The 16736-nt window shown below is 40.9% G+C and carries 11 protein-coding genes; 4 read left to right on the top strand and 7 right to left on the bottom strand.

What is annotated here, in order from left to right:
- Positions 1-134: 134 nt before the first annotated feature.
- The 6 genes from htpG to U2718_RS21200 all read right to left on the bottom strand — a co-directional run bounded on the left by htpG (position 135) and on the right by U2718_RS21200 (position 9115).
- Positions 135-2120: a molecular chaperone HtpG gene (gene htpG, locus U2718_RS21225; protein WP_342000607.1), complete on the bottom strand. Its 1986-nt coding sequence runs from the start codon at positions 2118-2120 to the stop codon at positions 135-137.
- A gap of 217 nt (positions 2121-2337) precedes the next feature.
- Positions 2338-2979 carry a class I SAM-dependent methyltransferase gene (locus U2718_RS21220; protein ID WP_342000609.1) on the bottom strand — a complete coding sequence of 214 codons (642 nt, stop codon included), beginning with the start codon at positions 2977-2979 and terminating at the stop codon, positions 2338-2340.
- A 424-nt stretch (positions 2980-3403) separates the two neighbouring features.
- Positions 3404-6073, bottom strand: coding sequence for an ATP-dependent chaperone ClpB (clpB, locus tag U2718_RS21215; RefSeq protein WP_342000611.1), 2670 nt, complete (start codon positions 6071-6073; stop codon positions 3404-3406).
- 192 nt (positions 6074-6265) lie between these two features.
- Positions 6266-7885 carry an iron uptake porin gene (locus U2718_RS21210; protein ID WP_342000612.1) on the bottom strand — a complete coding sequence of 540 codons (1620 nt, stop codon included), beginning with the start codon at positions 7883-7885 and terminating at the stop codon, positions 6266-6268.
- Between the two features lie 28 nt (positions 7886-7913).
- Entirely contained in the window at positions 7914-8348 is a 435-nt protein-coding gene (gene gloA / locus U2718_RS21205) for a lactoylglutathione lyase (RefSeq protein ID WP_342000614.1), read from the bottom strand.
- Positions 8349-8488: 140 nt separating this feature from the next.
- Positions 8489-9115, bottom strand: a complete 627-nt coding sequence (locus U2718_RS21200; protein WP_342000616.1) for a 4Fe-4S single cluster domain-containing protein — start codon at positions 9113-9115, stop codon at positions 8489-8491.
- Between the two features lie 512 nt (positions 9116-9627).
- Between U2718_RS21200 and eno the strand changes: the two genes are divergently transcribed.
- Positions 9628-10908 (top strand): phosphopyruvate hydratase, encoded by a 1281-nt coding sequence (gene eno, locus U2718_RS21195; RefSeq protein WP_342000618.1) that lies wholly within the window; start codon positions 9628-9630, stop codon positions 10906-10908.
- A 135-nt stretch (positions 10909-11043) separates the two neighbouring features.
- Here the strand turns inward: eno and argC are convergent, their stop codons facing one another.
- The gene (gene argC, locus U2718_RS21190; protein WP_342000620.1) at positions 11044-12102 is read right to left on the bottom strand and encodes an N-acetyl-gamma-glutamyl-phosphate reductase; all 1059 of its coding nucleotides are present in this window, start codon (positions 12100-12102) and stop codon (positions 11044-11046) included.
- A gap of 731 nt (positions 12103-12833) precedes the next feature.
- Here argC and ribBA point away from each other — a divergent pair.
- The 3 genes from ribBA to U2718_RS21175 all read left to right on the top strand — a co-directional run bounded on the left by ribBA (position 12834) and on the right by U2718_RS21175 (position 16710).
- Complete coding sequence (ribBA, locus tag U2718_RS21185; protein ID WP_342000622.1) at positions 12834-14516, top strand: bifunctional 3,4-dihydroxy-2-butanone-4-phosphate synthase/GTP cyclohydrolase II; 1683 nt, start codon at positions 12834-12836, stop codon at positions 14514-14516.
- A 191-nt stretch (positions 14517-14707) separates the two neighbouring features.
- Complete coding sequence (locus U2718_RS21180; RefSeq protein WP_411813340.1) at positions 14708-16012, top strand: AAA family ATPase; 1305 nt, start codon at positions 14708-14710, stop codon at positions 16010-16012.
- A 5-nt stretch (positions 16013-16017) separates the two neighbouring features.
- Complete coding sequence (locus U2718_RS21175; protein WP_342000627.1) at positions 16018-16710, top strand: RloB family protein; 693 nt, start codon at positions 16018-16020, stop codon at positions 16708-16710.
- Positions 16711-16736 lie beyond the last annotated feature (26 nt).

Genomic DNA, 16736 nt, shown 5'->3' with positions numbered 1-16736 from the left:
TTAGGGATTAGGGGCTAAAGACTAGGGGCTAGGAAGAGGACAAGGAGAAGGGGGGAGGGGGAGACAAGGGTAAAATCTTTCTCCGCGTCCCCGTGTCTTCTTCCCAATCCCCAATCACCGATTCCCAGTACCCTTTATTTAGTAGCTTTTTCTGTCAACTGAGTAAGTACTTCATTAGAACGCTCAACAAAGGCTTTCATTCCTTCTGCATCAAATCCTTTTTGAGACATCAATGCTAAATCATAGATGTGATGGCAAATCATGTTGACTAACACAGTTGTAGGCGATTCCCCATCTCCTTGAATAATACTGCCTTGACTGAGATTTGCTAAATTTTGAATCAATGGATGAGCAGTATTTACTACTAAAATGTGGTCTTCAGGAAATTCGGCTGCTTGTTGCTGCATTAGAGCATTCATTTCTCGCAGACGGCGCAGAATTTCTGGTAGTAATACCATCGCTGGCGGTGTTCCTTGCGGATCGTCAGATTTTAAAGCCTCAGTGCGGATGTTAACCTTGGGTTTGTTGAGAGCTTTCTCGAATAGCTCTTTAATCACTTCGCTGCGGGTTTTATTGGTTTTAGGATCAACAATTTCTCCGCCTTTGTCTTTATCCAACAAGGTTTGATCCAAGTCTGAATCTACCCGCGTAAATTTAACATCTGAGTATTCCCGCTCTAAAAAGTTGATAAAGTGGGTGTCAATGAAGGAGTCCATAAATAGGACTTCCAAACCTTGTTTTTTATGTAGTTCTACGTAAGCTGCTTGTGCGCTTTCATCAGTGCAGTAGAAAACGCGGTTTTGATGGCGTTCTTTATTGCGTTCTAAATACTCTTTGAGAGTTGTGTATTGATATTTAAGATTTTCCTGTTCTGTGGTTGTAGAAGTGACATCTTGCCAAGCATCCCCTTCTTCGGATTGAACTTGTACTGCGGGAGTTTCAGAAGCGGCTTGTTCTGGCTGCTTGGCAGTAGTGCGAAAGATGATGAATTCTTCGATTTGTTTTTTAAATTTCTCATCGTTCATCACCCCGAATTTCATAAAAGTGCCGAGGTCTTTCCAAGCGCTGATATACTGTTCGCGGTTATCGCGGTAAAGTTCCTTGAGGCGATCGCCTACTTTTTTGGCTATGTAGTCACCAATTTTGCGGACAGTGCGATCAGTTTGCAAAGCACTCCGCGATACATTCAGGGGAATATCACTGCTGTCAATTACACCCCGCATTGGTAGAAGAAATTGAGGAATAATTTCTTCACAGTGGTCACTTACAAAAACTTGATTGCAGAACAGCTTAATCTGCCCTTTTGTCACATCTACATCTGGTCTCAATCTAGGAAAATACAGAATACCGTTAATGATAAACGGATAATCTGTATTCAGATGCACCCACAATAGAGGTTCTTCTTGGAAAGGATACAGATAGCGATAAAACTCTAAATAATCTTCTTGACTCAGATGATTGGGAGACTCGCGCCAAGGTGCCTTTTGTCTATTTAACACCTCACCATCTAGTTTGATGGGTACTGGCATGAAGTCGCAATAAGTCTTGACAAGATTAGTAATTCGTGCTGATTCTAAATATTCTAATTCCTCTTCCATCAAATGAAGAGTAATTGTGGTACCGCGAGTGGTGCGGGATGATTCTTCTAAGGTGAACTCTGGGGAACCATCACAAATCCAATGAACTGCCTGCGCTCCTTCTTTGTAGGATAAGGTGTCAATTTCGACTTGTTTTGCCACCATGAAGGAGGAGTAAAAACCTAACCCAAAGTTACCAATTATTGGTTGCTCTGATACATTTTTATACTTGTGAATAAATTCTTCAGCACTAGAAAAAGCAACTTGATTAATATATTTCTTGACCTCGTCGGCTGTCATGCCGATGCCATTATCGGTAATGGAGAGAGTCTTTTGATTTTTATCTATGGAAATTTGAATTTCTGGTTCGCCAATATCACCAGAATACTCTCCTGCGCGGGATACCATTTTCAGCTTTTGGATCGCATCTACCGCATTAGATATCAATTCCCGCAAGAAAATTTGGTGATCTGAGTAGAGAGACTTCTTGATGATTGGGAAAATATTTTCAGTATGAATACTGATGGTGCCTTGTTCTCGCATAATCGGTAATCTTTTTGATGCAAGTATCTGAATTATGACCTTTGTAACTACACTAATACTTTCTGCATCTAGGAGTATACCCGAAGAAAGCAAAAGTATACGACGATCACAATTAGGATTTTAAAGGCATAACTCAGGGTTTTTTTCCTTTATTTAGCATAGTTTGCCCCCTAGTTCCAATTCGGATTTCCCTACTTCTGATTGGATAAGCTAGTGTCTAAATTATTGCTGAATTTTTTTCTAGTACCAAAAAGTAATGATATGGGTTAGTAGGATCAATAAATTCTTGTTTTACACTTAACCCGACTTTGGCAATGGAGTGCAATATTCGCTGTTTTGAGTATCCTTTTAGCCCCATTTCCCAATAATGCTGGTCGCACAGTGGATTGCTCAACCAAAATTTTGGAATATTGATGAATAGATGCCTTGACCGAACTGAGTAAGAAGATCTAAAGTGGATTGTCAAAAAGAGTGTGTTTTGAGGAATAGAAATTACTAAAAATTTCTTCGTTATCTCTGCCAGTTTTTTAAGGGCATATTCTGACTTTTCGTAAGGCAAATGTTCTAATACTTGAAAAAGTACAATTACATCAAATTTGTCTTTTGGCAATGAGAAGTCTGCTGCCAGATCCAAGATTACATCTGGATTGAGATTGGGATCTACATCGGCAGTAGTGACGTTGTAACCATTTAGCTTGAGGAGTTCGGTTAGTAGGGAATTGAAAATACCAATTTCTAGGATATTATTTACCTCGCTACCAAGAGAAGATATTAGACGTAATTGATGATGATAACTAATGAACCTGTCTTTAGAAAAATACTCTGGATTTTTAATGCTTAATGAGGTAATAAGTTGCATAAATTATACTTGTATAACCTGATGATTAGATAAATATCCTGTGTATACAAGTATTATGTTTCCCTCAATCCTCACTAAAATAACAATTTTAGTGAGGATTTATAAAGGAAACCTTAAATTGTAGGGTAATTACGCGCTGCTTTAACGCACCGCATAATTTTGGTGCGTTACGGTTAGTTCTTACTATCTTAAACTCTTACATCCTTACATAGCCTTAACACAACGGTAATAGAACGGCAGAAGATCTGACCGTTTTTTACCTCCCCTACTTCATATTTACTTTACAAATGACCTCTTAGAGCTAAAACAAAATTTTAGTCGGATCGCATTTCTACTTCTGTTTGAATCGCCCGTTACTACGGTGTAGCGATTTTAGTCTTTTATCAAGGGCAATGAAGGAAACATAACTATTGCCCCTGACTTTTTAAGACTCGCGAGAAGCTTCTAATATGTGAGTTGTGTTTGTCGGTGCTGGGACTGTAACTACTTTTTTCTTACTAAAGTTCAGCCCCTTATCTCCTTTGTCAATAACAATCGTGTCACCACCAATAAAGGTATTCTCTAAAATTTTGGTGGCGATCGCATTCTCTACTTCTCTTTGGATAGCCCGTTTGATGGGGCGTGCGCCGTAAACCGGATCGTAACCAACTTCTACAAGGTAATCGCAAGCACTTGGAGAGATTTCCAAGGAAATTTTTTGATCGGAAAGCAGATTTTCCACCCGTTTGAGTTGAATGCGAACAATTTGCCGCATTTCAGTGCGACTGAGGGGATGGAAAATAATCAAATCGTCAACACGATTTAGAAATTCGGGACGGAAGTGCGATCGCAAAGCATCCATCACCCGATTTCGCATTTTCTCGTACTGAGAGTCATCACCAGATATATCCAAGATATGTTCGCTACCTATGTTACTGGTCATCACGATCACAGTATTGCGAAAATCAACGGTTCTGCCTTGAGAATCCGTGATTCTACCGTCATCTAACACTTGTAATAATATATTAAATACATCCGGATGAGCTTTTTCAACTTCATCCAACAGTACCACTGAGTAAGGACGGCGGCGAATCGCCTCCGAAAGTTGCCCGCCTTCTTCGTAACCTACGTATCCTGGAGGCGCTCCTACCAACCGAGATACTGAGTGCTTTTCCATATATTCGGACATATCTAAACGCACGAGCGCGTCGTCCGAATCGAAGAGAAACTGAGCTAGAGCGCGAGCGAGTTCGGTTTTGCCGACTCCTGTCGGCCCCATAAATAAAAATGAACCAATAGGGCGACTAGGATCTTTCATGCCAGCACGGGCGCGACGAATCGCTGCTGCGACTGCTGCTGTCGCTTCTTCTTGCCCGACTACTCGTTCGTGCAGGTGACTTTCAAGTTGCAACAATTTTTGCCGTTCTGACTCTAACAGGCGATTTACCGGAATTCCTGTCCATTTAGCAACAATTTCGGCAATGTCAGCTTCAGTAACCTGTTCTCGCAACAGAGTTTTACCTTTTGCTTGAATTTTCAATAGTTCGGCTTCTTTGACTTCGCGATCGCGCTGCACTCCCTCCAACTTGCCATACTTTAACTGGGCAGCTTTGTTGAGATCGTAAGCGCGTTCTGCCTGTTCAATTTGTACTCGCAGCTTTTCTTCTTCTTGCTTCAAAGTGCTAATCGCTTCTAATAGCAGCTTTTCACCTTGCCACTGCCCATTAAATTCCTGCTGTTTCTCTGTTAAATTAGCAATTTCGCGCTCTATTCGCTGCAAACGTTCTTGAGTTTGGATTGTCGCTTTTTCCTCTCCAGCTAAGGAGAGCTTTTCCATCTCTAGCTGCATCACGCGACGGTCAATAGCTTCCAATTCTGCGGGTTTGGATGTAATCTCCATTTTTAATTGGGCTGCTGCTTCATCCACCAAGTCAATGGCTTTATCAGGCAAGAAGCGATCATTAATATATCTTGCTGAGAGGGTAGCAGCTGCTACTAATGCTGAATCAGAAATTTTGACGTTGTGATGGACTTCATAGCGCTCCTTCAGCCCCCGCAGAATAGAAATCGTATTTTCTACGCTGGGCTGATCCACATAAACTTGTTGAAAGCGTCTTTCTAAGGCTGCGTCTTTTTCAATATATTTACGATATTCGTCTAGAGTGCTTGCCCCAATACAGCGCAGTTCTCCCCGTGCCAGCATTGGTTTGAGCAAATTACCCGCATCCATCGAACCTTGTTGCCCGGAACCAGCCCCAACAACAGTATGCAGTTCGTCAATAAACAGGACTATTTGACCGTTAGATTCAGTAACTTCTCTGAGCACTGATTTTAAACGGTCTTCAAATTCACCTCGGTATTTAGCACCAGCAATCAAACTACCCATATCCAGGGCGATGAGTTGGCGATTTTTCAAAGATTCAGGCACATCGCCATTCACGATTCGCTGTGCTAATGCTTCTGCGATCGCTGTCTTACCAACTCCAGGTTCACCAATTAATACTGGATTGTTCTTACTACGACGGGACAATACTTGAATTACCCGACGGATCTCATCATCTCGCCCAATCACTGGGTCGAGTTTTCCAGCTTTTGCTTGCTCTGTCAAGTCTCTACCAAACTTTTGTAGAGCTTCATAGCGAGATTCTGGATTTTGGTCTGTTACCTTTTGACTACCGCGAATCACTTTAATAGTAGCCTCTAGTTTTGCTGTATCTAGATTAAAGCTTTTAAGCATCCGCCGACCGATGCGTTCATCTTCTGCAAAACCCAAAAGTAAATGTTCCACAGAGATATAGGAATCATTCATCCGCACTCTGGCTTCCTCGGCCAAGTCTATCATCATATCTAAATAGCGCCCAAGGTAGAGTTGATCGCTTCTACCGACTTTGGGTTGACGGCGGGCAAATTCTTCAAGTTGCTGTTGCAAGCGGTTAGCATCTACACCAGCACGGTTGAGGATACGTGCTGCTAAACCATTTTCTTGCTGAAATAAAGCAAGTATTAAATGTTCAACATCTAATTGCTGTTGTTGATATGCGCGTACTATATCCTGAGATTTGACAATTGCTTCCCAGGCTTTATCTGTAAATTTATCCGGATCTGTAGGCTGCATCTTTACAATTTTTGATTTGGAATTTTAAATCTTAAACTACGGAAAGTATGTTCTAAATATTTATCCAATCATTATCAGGCCGCATCTGCTTGTATCTACAGTTGCAATTTGAGATTAGGGGCTAGAGACTGGGGACTAGGAAATCTTTTTTTCTAGCCTCTAGCTATTAGCCCCTAACCTTCATTCCCCAATTTAAAACGAAAACACACTTCTGAGAGTGCTTTGCCAAATAGTACCCTTAGAACTATCGTTATCAGGATTTGTAACTAGTGAAAATGTAGGGGAAATACTAAGGTTGTCACTTAGTTGGAGATTGTAAAATGCCTCAAGATTAGTTTGAGTGGCGCTACCTAGATTATCGCTAACAAAGGGTTGACCAAAAGCTATACCCGCAACAGTACCAGGAAGCATAAAGTTACGAGTACCCAAACCAATCGCCCAACTGAAGGGATGTAAATCTAAATTTTCATTAATGGCAGTGTTGAATCCATTATAACTACCGAAACCGAAGCGGCCGAAAATGCCTGTATTGCGGTTTAATGAGTACTCAGCATTAATACCAAAAGCGTTAATATCCGTATTATTAATTAAAGCATTTGTATATTGTAATCTTAAAGCTATCTGATCATTAGGTAAGTATTCGACTTCTACGCTTGCTTGATACCGATCGCTAAATAAACCACCTTCTGTATTATTGGCATTGGGTAGATTAGCATCGGCAGCAATGTAGAGCGATCGCAAAGTCAATTTACCACCACCAGGATTCCACAAGATGGCAGCACCTGCACCACCATTACGATCAATTTGGTTTTGAACAATTAAGGGATTATTCAAAAAAAAGCTAGAACTAAAATCTATTGCCTCGTTATTAGCATATCTGTTGCGATCAATAAAATCTCGCGGCAACATTTTGGCACCAACGGTTAATGCTACATCTTGCCAAGGGCGAAAAGTGTAATACAAGCGTCTAAGCTTGACATCAGGTTCAACTTCTGCATAGTCAAGCCCACCACCATTGGCAATAAAACCACTAACTCCTAAAAGGTTACGCTGTTCTTGTTGCGCTAAACCAGTGGCATCACCACCATTGTTGCCAGATTCTAATTGAGTTACTAATAAATCTTGTTGGTTGAAGCTTGTAGAAAGGGTTAAGCGGGAACGGGAGATAACAGTTTTGTTGGCATCACTGCCATCACTAAGAGCAATAATTTGTTGACCTTGCAGCTTGGTTGTGGGAGAAAATTGATTTGCATTTAGTTCAATTGTACGCCTATCTATTCTATTAAGACGCTGCTGTAAATCTTCTAAAGCCAATCTATAGTCTGTCTGCAAGCGCCTCAAAACAATTGCGTCTTCTTGGACATAACGATCGTCCTCACCATTGGCAATCAAACTTTCGACTTGATCTAGGGTAGCCGCAAGGGCTGCTGCAAACTCATAACGGCTGAGAGGACGGTTGCCGCGAAAGGTGCCATCTGCGTAACCTGAGATGACACCATAACGTTCGATGAGCGATCGCAACGCCTGATAAGCCCAATCTGTTGGCTTAACATCAGATAATTCGGAAACTGAAGTTTGCTGATTTCGCAAATCAGAATCCATGCCAACATTAATAGACTCAGAGTCAGAATGGAGTAATAATTTAGCTTGCCAAAAACTGAACTCAGTTGCTAGGGATAGTTGCTTTTGAGGTAACAAAGAGTTTGCTAGTGAAGGTAAACAGGTTTGGCTAAAAATACTCCAACTAGCTAATCCTCCCGCTAATAATCTTGGTATATAAATCCTTTGGCGCAGGCATTGCTTAACGCTCAAGTTTATCTCCTATAAAGTTTCCTCAAAATCACTGAGTCACAAGTTTCTGTTCTGTTTCATGCCTGAGGGCAGAACCTTGAGTACCTATTTGAATCAGTTCTACTTTATATCCATCTGGGTCTTCTACAAAAGCAATTACCGTGGAACCGTGTTTCATCGGCCCTGGTTCACGCACTACCTTACCACCACGATTTTTAATTTGATCACAGGTAGCATAAATATCATCAACTCCAATGGCAATATGACCGTAAGCATTGCCTAATTCATACTTGTCCACACCCCAGTTATAAGTTAGTTCAATGACTGTGTTGTCACTTTCGTCACCATAACCAATAAAAGCGAGGGTAAATTCTCCGCCTGGAAAATCTTTTTGCCGCAGTAGCTTCATTCCCAGGACATCACAATAGAACTTAAGGGACTCTTCAAGATTGCCAACTCGCAGCATCGTGTGTAGTAGGCGCATAGTGGTCTCCAGATTTTTGGACTACTAATTCTTGATTTTAGAGTGGGATGTGAAAAACAGAGAAAGAAAGCCCATACAACTTACAGTTAACAGTAACCACTAAAGAGTAAAAATATTGATAACTGATAACTGACGCACCCTTATTCCCCCAATTCCAACCGTCCTCGATAACCAGTAATAATTCGACTACCATCTTTAAAAATATGAATCTCTATCTGATCGCTTGCCCAGGTAATATTTTCTTCTAAAGCTGGATTGAAGACATGAACCCTTTGATTGCTGGAGGAGACAGGAGAATCAGGAGAATTCAATGCCAATGAATCGATATAGGGGCCATCAATCAGAATATCTAACTGATCTAGTAAGTCTTGAGCGCCAGCTGGGGCATAATCGGATTGTAACTGCTCTAAGGTAAAACCACTAAATGACATCACATTCAGTCCAGCGGCTTTGACTTTGCGAGCTAGAGTTGCTAGTGCAGGAGCTTGCCAGAATGGTTCGCCACCAGAAAAAGTTACCCCCTGATTGCGAGGATTGCTAAGAATTTTTTCGGCAAGACTGTCAACAGACACTAGTTGATTAATCTCAAATGACCAAGATTCTTCATTAAAACAGCCTGGACATTCTCGCAAGCACCCCTGTACCCAAACCACAGCACGACATCCAGGGCCATTTACTTCAGATTCATCGACATAACCCATAATATTGAGATAGCCAGGGGGGACTTGCATTAGCTTCATGTATGAATCTGTTTGATTTTGAGTCATAGTTTTTCTCTACAGGGCATGAATTATTAATAGTGAACACTTAACAGGGAACGGGAAACAGGAAAGAGATTTTCCCGTGATTGACTGTCTAGATGAAATTGACTGAGGTACGCTCAAAGCAACTTATAGTTGACAGATTGCTAGCTTCTAGGCTAAACGCAAAAGTTGAGGAATTTGTGAAGAATTAGCATCCATAGTAGGAGGGGATTGCTTTAATTTATCGGTGTACATCTATGTTTATCTGTGGTTTCCTAGACAAAAAGTTAGGGACTAGGACGGGAAGAAAAACGCGGGGACACGGAGGAAGAGGAGGGGGAGAGTGGGAGATAAGGGGAGAATCTTTCTCCGTATCCCCGTGTCACCTTGTCCTCTTCCCAATCCCCTAGAGCAAAAATCTTCGTTAATCTCTGCCTATACTGTCCCCTCAAAAGCCTATGCTAGATTGTCGGATCTGCAACTGTAATGTTTGTGTTCAGCAGTGAGAACGCACTCATAAGAAGGACAAAAGACTGATGATTGATACAGCCATTGAAGCAATTGTCGCCCGTGAAATTCTGGACTCGCGGGGTAGACCAACCATAGAAGCAGAAGTACATGTGTTAAACGGTGCTGTAGGACTGGCGCAAGTTCCTAGTGGTGCGTCTACTGGCACTTTTGAGGCACATGAATTGCGGGATAATGATAAAAGTCGTTATGGTGGAAAGGGCGTACTTAAGGCGGTACAAAACGTAAAGGAGGTACTTGCTCCAAAGTTGTTACAAATGGATGCCCTCAACCAAGAACTCCTAGATCGTACAATGATTGCCCTAGATGGTTCTGCGAATAAATCGAATCTGGGCGCTAATGCGATTTTGGCGGTTTCTCTGGCTGCGGCTAAAGCTGGTGCCGAATCTTTGGATATTCCCCTGTATCGTTATTTAGGCGGCCCTTTAGCTAACTTACTGCCCGTACCATTAATGAATGTGATTAATGGCGGTGCTCATGCAGCCAACAATGTGGATTTCCAGGAGTTTATGATTGTCCCCATTGGGGCGTCTTCCTTCCGAGAAGCATTGCGTTGGGGTGCGGAGGTTTTTGCTACCCTCAGCAAAGTTTTGGATGAGAAGGGTTTACTCACTGGTGTGGGTGATGAAGGCGGTTTTGCCCCTAATCTAGAGTCAAATCAGGTAGCTTTAGAATTACTAGTTGCTGCGATTGAAAAAGCTGGATACAAGCCTGGAGAACAAGTGGCTTTAGCTTTGGATGTGGCTGCAAGTGAATTTTACAAAGATGGTCAGTACATCTACGATGGTAAACCTCACTCTCCGGCTGAGTTTATTGATTACCTAGCTCAACTAGTAGATCGATATCCGATTGTCTCTATAGAAGATGGATTGCACGAAGAAGACTGGCAAAATTGGCAGTCACTAACTCAAAAGTTGGGTTCCCGCGTGCAGTTGGTGGGAGATGACTTATTTGTAACTAATGCGACTCGCCTACAAAAAGGTATTGAGTTGCAAGCAGGTAATGCGATTTTGATTAAACTCAATCAAATAGGCTCTTTGACTGAAACTTTGGAAACTATTGATCTTGCTACTCGCAATGGTTTTCGCTCAGTAATCAGCCACCGTTCTGGTGAAACAGAAGATACCACTATTGCGGATCTGGCAGTAGCAACCCGCGCTGGACAAATCAAAACTGGCTCCCTTTGCCGCAGCGAACGAGTAGCAAAATATAACCGTCTGCTGCGAATTGAGGATGAATTAGGCGATCGCGCTATTTATGCTGGCGCTGTCGGACTAGGGCCAAAATAGGGACTAGGGACTGGGGACTAGGGATGAGGAATTTTAGATTTTAGATTTTGGATTTTAGATTAAGTTCCAATCAAAAATCGCTTTGCTCCAAAATCCAAAATTGAATTACCCGATCCCCGATCCCCAATCCCTGTTTTATGGATAAAATCCCAACTTCGGCAACCCCACAGTTTCATCCCAACCCATCATGATGTTCATACACTGAATTGCTTGACCCGCTTGTCCTTTAATTAGGTTGTCAATTGCTGACATCACAATTATCCTACCAGTACGCGGGTCAACTTCTATACCGATATAACAAAGATTGCTACCACAAGCCCATTTAGTTTGGGGGTAAATGCCAGGCTCGCAAATTCTTACCCAGGGAGAGTTGCGGTAAAAGGCTTTGTAAATAGTTATTAAATCATCTCTTACTAAACCAGGATCTCTTAAGGTGGCATACACTGTTGCTAAAATGCCACGTACCATTGGGATCAGGTGAGGAGTAAATTGTACAGTGACTTCATGACCTGCTAATTCACTACAAATCTGTTCTATTTCTGGTGTATGGCGGTGACGTGCTACTCCATAAGCTGCCAGCGAATTATCTGCCTCAGCTAGTAACATATTGATTTTGGCTTCCCGTCCACCGCCCGATGTGCCAGACTTAGCATCGATAATGGCAGTTTCAGGAATTATTAGTCCTTGTTTGAGGAGTGGAGAAAGCGCGAGAAGGCTGGCGGTAGGATAGCAGCCAGGACAACCTATTAACTGAGCTTCGGCAATGCGATCGCGAAACATTTCTGGTAGTCCATAAACTGCTGTGGCAGCAATGGTATGATCTTGCCGCTCTTTCCCATACCAAGCTGTGTAAGTTGCCAGGTTGCTAAAACGATAGTCAGCACTTAAATCAAGTACCCTACATCCTTTTTCCAGTAATTTTGGAGCGAGTTGGCAAGCCAAACCATTTGGTACAGAAAGAAAAACTACCTCACAACGGTTAGCAATCAGTTCTGGATCTACTGCTTCTACCGACAGGTTCACTGTATGAGCTAGATGCGGGTAAATATCCACAAATGATTTACCAGCACTACTATCACCACCTAAATAAACTAGCTCTACTTCTGGATGATCCATCAGTAGGCGCACCAACTGTACTCCGCCATAGCCTGACGCGCCAACAATCCCAACTGGTACGCGTCTAAAATTGCCCATGATAATGAAATCCTTATCCGCTTTGTGGTTAACTTGTTTTTAGGTATCAACAATCTGCAAACAGCAAAAAGCTATTAGCTTTTAGCATATATGACGGTTGAAGGTTTAATGCTAACCGTTCACAATCAGATTATGAAAGTTGTATCGCACTTGAGTACTAAAACCCAATTTTAGCGATAGAATCTTTTGCTACGTCATTTCAACCAACCCACAATTAGGAAAAATCTTAGTTGTCTTCTGTGGAGTCCATAACTCCTGAACTCTGGTATGGTATCGTAGTAGTATGTAGGCTCTCAACTATCCTAAGTGGTTAAAAAAATCAAGTAGTGCAAAAGTTTAAAAAGCTAGGATAGAGTTGGAAAAATGCTGCAAACACACTCTAGACTAAAGAAATCAGCCGCAAATTTCAAAACTTAAAAGTTTTCTTAGCGAAACAGCATTTATTTTTGTAATTCATGCCCACAAAAATTATTAAAAGATTACCAAGATAGTTCCAATCAAAAAATTTACAGCCAGGCATGAAAACCTCACCCCTCTGTTTGCTAGTTATAAAGAGGGGTACCCGATATCACCAAGAATAAAAGTGGAATTTTTACTGTTCCCTGTTAAGTGTTCCCGAATTTCAAGACAAAGCTGACAAATCATTACTTCTATAGTTTTCAAGCCCTATAAAAAGGTACAATTAAAATAAAGTTTTTGTAAGAAAAATTTATATTTGGTGGCTAAAATCTGTGTCTGAGTCTAGGAGTAATTCAACCCAAGCCTTTAAATTTGATTCTATTGATACAGCTCTTGCAGATTTGAAAGCTGGTCGTGTCATTGTGGTGGTAGATGACGAAAACCGAGAGAATGAAGGCGACTTAATTTGTGCTGCTCAATTTGCTACCCCAGACACAATTAATTTTATGGCGGTAGAAGCGCGGGGGTTAATTTGTCTAGCAATGACGGGCGATCGCTTGGATGAATTAGATTTACCTTTAATGGTAAGCAATATTACAGATACAAACCAAACTGCTTTTACCGTTAGTATTGACGCTGGGCCTCATTTGGGAGTGACTACTGGAATCTCAGCAGAAGATAGAGCTCGCACAATTCAAGTTGCAATCAACCCTAGTACAAAAGCTTCAGACTTACGTCGTCCCGGTCATATTTTCCCGATTCGCGCTAAGGAAGGAGGAGTACTTAAACGAGCAGGACACACAGAAGCTGCTGTTGATTTAGCCCGACTAGCTGGATTATATCCATCCGGGGTAATTTGCGAAATACAAAACCCCGATGGTTCAATGGCACGGTTAGCTCAGTTAATAGAGTATGCTAAACATCACAACTTGAAGATTATTAGCATTGCCGATTTAATTAGCTACCGTCTTCGGCACGATCGCATTGTCATCCGCGAAACTGTTGCCCATCTCCCCACTCAATTCGGTCTGTTTCAAATATACGCCTATCGCCACACATTAGATAGCTCAGAACACGTTGCGATTGTCAAGGGCGATCCTTCCCAATTTGGAGATCAGCCAGTGATGGTACGGATGCACTCTGAATGTTTAACTGGGGATGCTTTGGGTTCTTTGCGCTGCGATTGTCGGATGCAGTTGCAAGCCGCCCTGAAAATGATTGAAAATGCAGGTCAAGGTGTTGTAGTTTACCTGCGCCAAGAAGGACGGGGAATTGGGCTGATTAATAAGTTGAAAGCCTATTCTTTGCAGGATATGGGACTGGATACGGTGGAGGCAAACGAACGCTTGGGCTTCCCTGCCGATTTACGAGACTACGGTATGGGGGCGCAAATCCTCATGGACTTGGGCGTGCATAAAATCCGCTTGATCACCAACAATCCCCGAAAAATAGCCGGTGTTAAAGGCTACAACATGGAAGTAGTTGACCGTGTGCCACTATTAATTGAATCGAATAACTATAATTCCAACTATTTGGCGACAAAAGCGAAAAAGTTGGGTCATATGCTGTTGCAGACTTACCTAGTAACAGTTGCCATTCACTGGCAAGATGATCCGCAAGCTGTAACCGAACGCTACGAACGCTTAGAAAAACTGCGGCATTTAGTAAAAAGCCACGATCTCTTATTACAGGAAGAAGCACGTCCTCTTGCGATCGCCTTGTTTGACAAACCATCTTTGACTGTACACTTAGGATTTGACCAAGCAAGATTGGCAACTCATGATTGGTACACACAAAAAAGCCATCCTTACGTGCAGGCGATCGGACAAATTCTCGACTATCTAGTTACCTTGCCTTACATTCAAAAGCTAGAATTTCTTATTTCTCCTGGTGTCGATCCCCTGAGTAATCTGCAAGTACAATTGGATCGGCAGACGTTCTCCCCAGGTACCTTGCCTTCATCTATCTGTTGCGAGCAATTGGAAACACAGAAAATTTATAGTTTTAGTCGTTAGGGGCGAAATATTCCTTGACTTGCAAGGTATTTGTAGAGTTATTTATATAGCTTAACTAATAAGCTATAAATACACGTTATTATGACTGTGTTTTCGCACTAGCCGATAATTACAATGTAGCTCTCAAATGTAATCTTGACTATTTGTAACATTTTTTGAGATATAGTAGATAACCAACTAATATAGCAGCCATGCTTATAGAGTTCAGCGTAGAAAACTATCGTTCATTTCAAGAACGACAGACCTTCAGCATGGTAGCATCTGAAGATGAGACCAGGCTGGATAGTAATACTTTTTCCATACTGAACTCTAATAGTGGATTGCGCTTACTCAAAAGCGCTGTCATTTATGGAGCAAATGCCTCAGGTAAAAGTAATTTGTTACGGGTTATACAGACGCTGAAGAGTATTGTAGTAAATTCAGCGAATAAGATGCAGGTTGGTGATAAGTTTCCGATCGAACCATTTCGGCTAAATTCTAAGTCAGAAAAGAAGCCTACTTGCTTTGAAGTTATTTTTCTTCACAAAAATATTCGTTACGAATATGGTCTTTCTTTAAACCGAGAACGGGTTTACGAAGAATGGTTAATTGCTTACCCCAATCAACGTCAGCAAAATTGGTTTTCTCGCAGATATTTATCAGATAGATCGGAGTCGCAAATTAATGAAGAATATGAATGGTTTTTTGGTAAAGGATTGAAGGGAGAGAAAGAACGTATCAAAAAATTTGTAAGACCCAATTCTTTGTTTTTGTCTCATGCTGCACAAAATAATCATCCTCAGTTAACAGAAATATTTGAATGGTTTCAGCAAAAAATAAATATTATTACTCCAAATTCTCTTGTTGGAGGATTTACACTTAAAATATGTGATGAAAATAGTATATTTAGGGAACAGATTGTTAAATTATTGAATGCAGCAGACATTGGTATTTCAGATATAAAAATTGAAAGTAAATCCGTACCTGAAGGTGCTAAACAATTTATTAAACAATTGATTAAACAAGAAACAGACTTTCAAGAAGTAGAAGAAATTGATATTGATGAAATTCTCGCATTACATGCTATAACTCTTCATAAAATGAGTGATTCTGATCGAGAAGTAGAATTTGCGATTGAAGAAGAATCTGATGGTACACAACGTTTGTTTGAGCTAGCAGGCCCTTGGTTATATGTATTGCAGCAAGGAGAAGTTTTGCTTGTAGATGAATTGGGTAGAAGTTTGCATCCTGTACTTTCCAAAGCATTAGTGAAAATGTTTAATGACTCAATGATTAATGTAAATAATGCTCAATTAATATTTGCCACTCAAGATACAACTCTTTTAGATGCAGAAATATTTCGACAAGATCAGGTATGGTTTACTGAAAAAGATAGAAATATGAGCAAGCTATATTCATTGCTGGATTTTCGACCTCTTAAAGATGAATCCTTACAAAAAAGTTATCTGCTTGGCCGATATGGAGCAATTCCGTTTATCAGTGGACTAGGTATCTGAAGAAAATGCCTAAAAAGCTTGCTAATAAGTCTTTAAAGAGAGGTAAATCAATTCATGAATTAGAACGACGCACAGGCAATAAAGAACCTCGAAAATATCTGTTAATTGTAGTTGAAGGTCAAGAGACAGAATACAATTATTTCTGTGCTCTTAAACGCGATATGCGACTTCAAACAACTAAAGTAGAAGTTATTTCTACTTCTGGTGGAGATCCTCTTGTCACTGTTGATAAGGCCCATGATTTAGTTCAAGAAAAAAAGCAGGAGAGCAAAAGGACAGGTGAACTAGAATATGATGAAGTATTTTGTGTATTTGATGAGGATAATAAACCAGAGAAATATAAAGAAGCACTTCTCAAGGCTCAAGGATATAATTTTATATGCATAACATCTATTCCATGTTTTGAGTTTTGGTTTTTACTTCATTATTGCTATACTACAAGCCCCTTTACAAGTTGCAATCATTTAGTTAAAAAGTTAGAAACAGAACAGAGAAACTTATGTATCCTCAAAAAAGGAGAATATTACGACAAAAGTAATATTGATTTATACAAAATATTAAAGCCAAAACTTACGGATGCGCTTGCTCATGCTGCTCGCTTGGATAAACAGCATCAAAACAGCGATGGATGTACAAATCCATCAACCAAAGTACATATTCTTGTAAAAAAGCTCCAAGACCAAAAAAATTTTGGATGAGATGTGCATCATTCACTTGTTTAGGT

This window comes from Chlorogloeopsis sp. ULAP02, assembly GCF_038404745.2.
Taxonomy (GTDB): domain Bacteria; phylum Cyanobacteriota; class Cyanobacteriia; order Cyanobacteriales; family Nostocaceae; genus Chlorogloeopsis.
This window is presented reverse-complemented; position numbering and strand designations above follow the sequence as displayed.

Coding starts and splice junctions, on each gene's coding strand:
- htpG (WP_342000607.1), bottom strand. CDS start 2,120: ATGCGAGAACAAGGCACCATCAGTATTCATACTGAAAATATTTTCCCA.
- U2718_RS21220 (WP_342000609.1), bottom strand. CDS start 2,979: ATGCAACTTATTACCTCATTAAGCATTAAAAATCCAGAGTATTTTTCT.
- clpB (WP_342000611.1), bottom strand. CDS start 6,073: ATGCAGCCTACAGATCCGGATAAATTTACAGATAAAGCCTGGGAAGCA.
- gloA (WP_342000614.1), bottom strand. CDS start 8,348: ATGCGCCTACTACACACGATGCTGCGAGTTGGCAATCTTGAAGAGTCC.
- U2718_RS21200 (WP_342000616.1), bottom strand. CDS start 9,115: ATGACTCAAAATCAAACAGATTCATACATGAAGCTAATGCAAGTCCCC.
- eno (WP_342000618.1), top strand. CDS start 9,628: ATGATTGATACAGCCATTGAAGCAATTGTCGCCCGTGAAATTCTGGAC.
- argC (WP_342000620.1), bottom strand. CDS start 12,102: ATGGGCAATTTTAGACGCGTACCAGTTGGGATTGTTGGCGCGTCAGGC.
- U2718_RS21180 (WP_411813340.1), top strand. CDS start 14,708: ATGCTTATAGAGTTCAGCGTAGAAAACTATCGTTCATTTCAAGAACGA.
- U2718_RS21175 (WP_342000627.1), top strand. CDS start 16,018: ATGCCTAAAAAGCTTGCTAATAAGTCTTTAAAGAGAGGTAAATCAATT.